The sequence below is a fragment of the Gordonia hirsuta DSM 44140 = NBRC 16056 genome (assembly GCF_000333015.1).
GTDB classification, from domain to species: Bacteria; Actinomycetota; Actinomycetes; order Mycobacteriales; family Mycobacteriaceae; genus Gordonia; species Gordonia hirsuta.
Genome location: NZ_BANT01000051.1, coordinates 1 through 5,387, shown reverse-complemented (window position 1 = coordinate 5,387; position 5,387 = coordinate 1). Strand labels below are relative to the sequence as shown.

4 protein-coding genes and 5 tRNA genes are annotated in these 5,387 nt (G+C 65.8%); 8 read left to right on the top strand and 1 reads right to left on the bottom strand.

Going from position 1 to position 5,387, the window contains the following annotated elements:
- The 3 genes from GOHSU_RS14890 to GOHSU_RS14880 form a co-directional block, all read left to right on the top strand.
- Nucleotides 1–697 (top strand): CopD family protein (locus tag GOHSU_RS14890; protein ID WP_005943492.1); only part of this gene is annotated, 697 nt, incomplete at its 5' end.
- 46 nt (nucleotides 698–743) lie between these two features.
- Nucleotides 744–1,649, top strand: coding sequence for an alpha/beta fold hydrolase (locus tag GOHSU_RS14885; protein WP_005943490.1), 906 nt, complete (start codon nucleotides 744–746; stop codon nucleotides 1,647–1,649).
- A 43-nt stretch (nucleotides 1,650–1,692) separates the two neighbouring features.
- Nucleotides 1,693–1,768 (top strand) — tRNA-Lys (locus GOHSU_RS14880).
- Between the two features lie 51 nt (nucleotides 1,769–1,819).
- Here GOHSU_RS14880 and GOHSU_RS14875 read toward each other — a convergent pair.
- Nucleotides 1,820–2,443 carry a TetR/AcrR family transcriptional regulator gene (locus tag GOHSU_RS14875; protein WP_029759858.1) on the bottom strand — a complete coding sequence of 208 codons (624 nt, stop codon included), beginning with the start codon at nucleotides 2,441–2,443 and terminating at the stop codon, nucleotides 1,820–1,822.
- A 253-nt stretch (nucleotides 2,444–2,696) separates the two neighbouring features.
- On the opposite strand from GOHSU_RS14875, the gene GOHSU_RS14870 reads away from it, so the two are divergent.
- From GOHSU_RS14870 to GOHSU_RS16385, 5 genes are all read left to right on the top strand, one after another.
- A tRNA-Glu gene (locus GOHSU_RS14870) sits at nucleotides 2,697–2,769 on the top strand.
- Nucleotides 2,770–2,805: 36 nt separating this feature from the next.
- A tRNA-Asp gene (locus tag GOHSU_RS14865) sits at nucleotides 2,806–2,882 on the top strand.
- Between the two features lie 36 nt (nucleotides 2,883–2,918).
- Nucleotides 2,919–2,992, top strand: a tRNA-Phe gene (locus GOHSU_RS14860).
- Between the two features lie 81 nt (nucleotides 2,993–3,073).
- Nucleotides 3,074–3,147 (top strand) — tRNA-Asp (locus GOHSU_RS14855).
- A gap of 213 nt (nucleotides 3,148–3,360) precedes the next feature.
- The coding region (locus GOHSU_RS16385; protein ID WP_005943486.1) for a hypothetical protein at nucleotides 3,361–5,387 on the top strand (2,027 nt) is incomplete at its 3' end.

Genomic DNA, 5,387 nt, shown 5'->3' with positions numbered 1-5,387 from the left:
GATCGCCGCGGCCGCCGGCTGGTGGGGAGCGACGTCGTTGGTCGCGGCCTGGCTGGATCTGGCCGATCGCGCGGGCACGTCGCCGCTGGCGCTGCGCAGCGCGGACCTGGCCGTCGGATTGACCACGGGGCTGGCCCAGCTGGTCTGTTTCGGCGGTGCGGTGACCGTGCTGGTGTGGTCGTTCCGGCCGTTCGCTCCGACGGTCGTGGTCGCCGTGATCGCCGCGGTCGGGGTGCTTGCGGTGGCGACCACCGGCCATGCGGCGACAGGAACCTGGGCGCCGTTGCTGGTCGGGGTGCATGCGCTGGCCGCCGCCTGGTGGGCGGGGACTCTGGCCGCCCTGGCGATGACGGTGCGCGGGAGAAGCGGCTGGGCCGCGGCACTGCCGGAGTTCTCCCGTTATGCGCTGGTCGCGGTGTGTGTGCTCGCCGCGACCGGGACGATCGCGGCCGTCGATCGTCTCGGCGTCGGCGCACAGTGGCTCGGCAGCGGATACGGCCGGGTGGTGCTGGCCAAGATCGTCGTGCTGATGCTGGTACTGGGCATGGCGGCTGCCCATCGCCGCAGGTGGGTGCCGTCGGCGGCTCGGCATCGGACCGCTGCGGAGGTGTCCCTGCGCCGGGCGGTGGCCGAGACCGCGCTGTTGGCACTGGCGCTGGGTTTGGCGGCCGGTTTGGCCAGCACCGGGCCCGGCTGAGACATTTCTCAGGATCGGTCCAGATTTACGGGGTAGCGTCGAAGGCGTGGGTAGCAAGGCGTACGAATTGGGCTCGGTCAAGCGTGCATTCAGTCACGTGCTGCATCCGTATCCGGTGCGAGATCTGCCGGCCGGTCAGTATCTGGAGTTACCGGGCCGCGGCACCACGTTCATCACCGACTCCGGCCCGCGCGAGGCTCCGGTGCTGTTTCTGCTGCACTCGGTCGCCACCACCGGTCTGCTGTGCTGGTACCCGGTGATCCCGGAGCTGACCAAGACCTACCGCGTCATCACCATCGATCATCGCTGGCACGGCCGCGGTATCCGGTCGGCCGACTTCAGCCTGGAAGAGTGCGCCGACGACGCCGTCTCGGTCGCCGATCTGCTCGGCATTGAGCGGTTCATCGCAGCGGGCTTCTCGATGGGCGGGGGGATCGCTCAGCTGGCGTGGCGCCGGCATGCCGACCGGATCATCGGTCTGGTGCTGGCCTCGACCGGGCCGTACTTCTCGAGTCTGGACCCCGAAGAACTGGCCCGCGACCGCAAGCTCGGCGCTCTGGCGGCCCGTTTCGACCGCTATCTGCCGATCCCGTCCGACCGGCGCCTCAACGACTGGTCGCAGCATCCGGCGAAATGGGGCATTAGTCAGTTCCTGTCGACGCCGATCAGCAAACTGGGCGCCTTCAGCGAGGCGATGGCCGCCTTCGATTCGCGCGAATGGCTCGGCCAGGTCAACGTGCCGACCTCGGTGGTGATCTCCACCCGCGACAAGACGGTGCCGCCCGAACGTCAGTCGCTGCTCTCGGACGGGATCTCCGACTCCATGGTCTTCCCGGTCGACGGTGGTCACGCATGCTGTGTGATCGGCGCCGAGCGTTTTGTCCCGGCCTTCACCAATGCGGTGGATTCGGTGGCGCAACGGGACAAGACCCCGTCGCTGATCCTGCCGTGACGGGCCGGGGGTAGACTGCTTTTCGCGCTCGCAGAGCGTGCCCGCCCCTATAGCTCAGTTGGTAGAGCTACGGACTTTTAATCCGCAGGTCGTAGGTTCGAGTCCTACTGGGGGCACCAGCCGATCCGGCGCCGGGGTCGTCTCCGGCCCGCACGGGCCGCCGGAGCAGTTCACGGCGCGTACACCCGGAAGAAGGCGCCGACGGCGAATTCGGCACGAACGCGGACCTCCTGCGGGGTCAGCCGCGCCTCGCCGAGCAGCCGCAGGACCTGATCGTCCTGGACCACCAGACCGAAGAAGGCCTTGGCCGCGGCATCGGGGTCGTCGATCCGCAGGTCTCCGGCGCGGGCCGCCTGGCGCAGGAACTCGGCGGTCAAGGGCTGGACCCGGCCGTATCCGCCGGCGAGCTGGATCTTCCGCAACTCCGGAGCGGACATCGCTGCTCGGGTGATCGCCACGGCCAGATCATCCTGCAGGGACTGGATCAGGGCGGCGGCGAAGCGCAACAGTGCCTTGCGCGGCCCGTCCGGGTGCGGGCGCAGCCACTCGGAGCTGCGGTCGTAGTGTGTGTTGACCACCGCTTGCAGCAACCCCTCGCGGTTGCCGAACCAGGAGTAGACGGTGCTCTTGGAGGCGCCGGCGCGGCGGGTCACGGCGTTGACGGTGAAGTTGGCGTAGCCCTCCTCGACCAGAACCTGCGCAGCGGCATCGAGCATCGCCGACCGGCGCGACTCCAGTTGATCGTGCCGAGGGCGCCCGCGCTGCCCTCGCCGGACAGCGTCCTGCTCATCCATGCCTCCACGGTAGCCCCGCGGTGCTAGTGTCGATAAATGGAACCGAGGGGTACGAATGACGGAATTGATTCGTCGGGAGGCAGCGTTCGTCGGTTCCGGTCGTGGTCCGGTGGTGAGCGTCTGTGTCGCTGGGAGGGAGACGCAGGTGCTCACCACCGGTGATCCTCTCGACAGAATAGGTTCTGACCAGTGGATTTGTGCTTAGCTCTCGAAGTGCCATAAGCTAGCGACGCTCCCAACGAGGAACAACCGGGCCCCCTTCGTCTAGCGGCCTAGGACGCCGCCCTTTCAAGGCGGTAGCGCGGGTTCGAATCCCGTAGGGGGTACGCTTTGCGGCGTAAGTCGCAAACACAATTGAACAAGGCCCTGTGGCGCAGTTGGTTAGCGCGCCGCCCTGTCACGGCGGAGGTCGCGGGTTCGAGTCCCGTCAGGGTCGCCATCACGGCGTCGGTGCTGGATAGTTCAGCGCCTGTCCGGCCAGGTAGCTCAGTTGGTACGAGCGTCCGCCTGAAAAGCGGAAGGTCGCCGGTTCGATCCCGGCCCTGGCCACAGTGGGCTCCCAGTGCGGGGGCCTTCTTCTAATTTCATACGGTTGTGAATACACAATTTCATACGGTTGTGAATACACAAGGCCCTGTGGCGCAGTTGGTTAGCGCGCCGCCCTGTCACGGCGGAGGTCGCGGGTTCGAGTCCCGTCAGGGTCGCTCCAGCCAAAATGAGTCGCGATGTCGCATGTCGACATCGCGACTCATTTGGTTTCGGGGGTGGCGCGCCGGGCGGTATTCGGGCCTCTTGCGCACACGGGTTGGTCGCGACGACTAGATTCTGAGAAGAGACCTGTTACACCACGGCTGTCGCGCCATGCGGCCGTCGGAATCGGCCGACAGGGCGGTCTGGTCCATCACAAGGGAGGCAATGTGAGTAAGAACCACGCCGGGGATCCGCGCGATCCCAAGCTCAACGTGATCGACAACGTGGTCGACCGGGAGTTCACCGTGGAGCGGCTGGTCGAGAATCCGGTCGAGAAGATCGTCGATAAGCCGGTCACGCTGGAACGCATCGTCGAGCGCCTGGTGGTGGACACCGTGGACATGGTGGTCGATAAGCCGGCCACCGTCAGCCGGCTGGTCGAGCGCCCCGTCGTCACCATCGTCGACAGCGTCGAAGACCGGCCGGTAGAGGTTAAGCGGCTCGTCGAGCGCCCGGTGGTCAGCGTGCGCGACGACGTCCAGGACGTGCCGGTCGACATCGCCCGGCTGGTGGAGAAGCCGGTCGTGACCGTGGTCGACGAGATCGTCGAGAAGCCGGTCGACGTCACCCGGATGGTGGAGAAGCCGATCGTGACCCTGGTCGACGATGTGGTCGACACGCCCGTCGAGGTGACCCGACTGGTGGAGAAGCCGGTCGTGACCGTGCTCGACGACGTCGTCGAGGTCCCCAAACCCGTCTCCCGACTGGTGGAGAAGCCGATCGTGACCATCTCCGACGAGGTGGTCGAGAAGGACGTCGAGGTCTCCCGGCTGGTGGAGAAGCCGATCGTCACGATCGTCGACGAGGTGACCGAGAAGCCGGTCAACATCCAGCGCATGGTCGAAAAGCCGGTCGTCTCGGTGGTCGATCAGGTCACCGAGAAGCCGGTCGAGCTGAGCCGCACGGTCGAAGCACCGGTGGTCTCCCTCGTCGATGAGGTGGTCGACACCCCCGTCGATGTGAGCCGGCTGGTAGAGAAGCTCGTGGTCACGCTGGTCGACGAGGTGGTCGAGAAGGAGGTCGACGTCTCCCGGCTGGTGGAGAAGCTCGTGGTGACCGTGGTCGACGAGGTCGTCGAAGCGCCGGTCGAGGTGGACCGGCTGGTGGAGAAGCTGATCGTCGACATCCACGACCAGATCGTGGAGAAGGAGATCAGCATCGATCGCCTCGTCGAGCAGCCGGTGGTGACCATCGTCGACCGCGAGGTGCCGGTGACCGTCGAGCAGATCGTGGAGAAGCCGGTGGAGAAGCCGGTGGAGAAGATCATCGAGGTCCTCGTCGAGAAGCCGGTGGAGACGATCGTCGAGAAGATCGTCGAGGTCCCGGTGGAGACCATCGTCTACAAGATGGTCGAGAAGCCGGTGGAGAAGGTCGTCGAGATCGTCGTCGAGAAGCCGGTGATCAAGATCGTCGAGAAGCCGGTCGACAAGATCGTCGAGCAGATCGTCGAGAAGCCGGTCGAGAAGGTCGTCGACCATATCGTCGAGCGCGTCGTGGAAAAGCCGAACGTGGTCGAGAAGGTGGTGGAGAAGCCCGTCGACCGGGTCGTCGAGCGGGTGGTCGAGGTGCCCAACATCGTCGAACAGGTGGTGGAGAAGCCCGTCGACCGGATCGTCGAACGCACGGTGGAGACGCCCAACGTGGTCGAGCAGATCGTGGAGAAGCCCGTCGACCGGGTCGTCGAGCGGGTGGTCGAGGTGCCCAACATCGTCGAGAACATCGTCGAAAAGCCCGTCGACCGCAGCGTCGACAAGGTGGTCGAGGTGCCCAACGTCGTCGAAGAGGTCGTGGAGAAGCCCGTCGACCATGTCGTCGAGCGGGTCGTCGAGATGCCCAACGTCGTGGAGAAGGTCATCGAGAAGCCGGTCGACCGGGTCGTCGAGCGGGTGGTCGAGGTGCCCAACGTCGTCGAAGAGGTCGTGGAGAAGCCGGTCGACCGCAGCGTCGACAAGGTCGTCGAAGTGATCAACATCGTCGAGAACGTCATCGAGGAACCCGTCGATCGCGAGATCCAGCGCGTGGTCGAGGTTCCCAACGTGATCGAGAACATCGTGGAGAAGCCCGTCGATCGCGAGATCGAGCGGGTGGTCGAGGTTCCCAATGTGATCGAGAAGGTGGTCGACAAGCCGGTCGATCGCATCGTCGAGCGGGTGGTGGAGAAGCCGAACGTGATCGAGAAGGTGGTCGACAAGCC

Bases quoted from the DNA above. Each gene is read 5' to 3' on its own strand.
- GOHSU_RS14875 (WP_029759858.1), bottom strand. From the start codon at position 2,443: ATGGATGAGCAGGACGCTGTCCGGCGAGGGCAGCGCGGGCGCCCTCGG.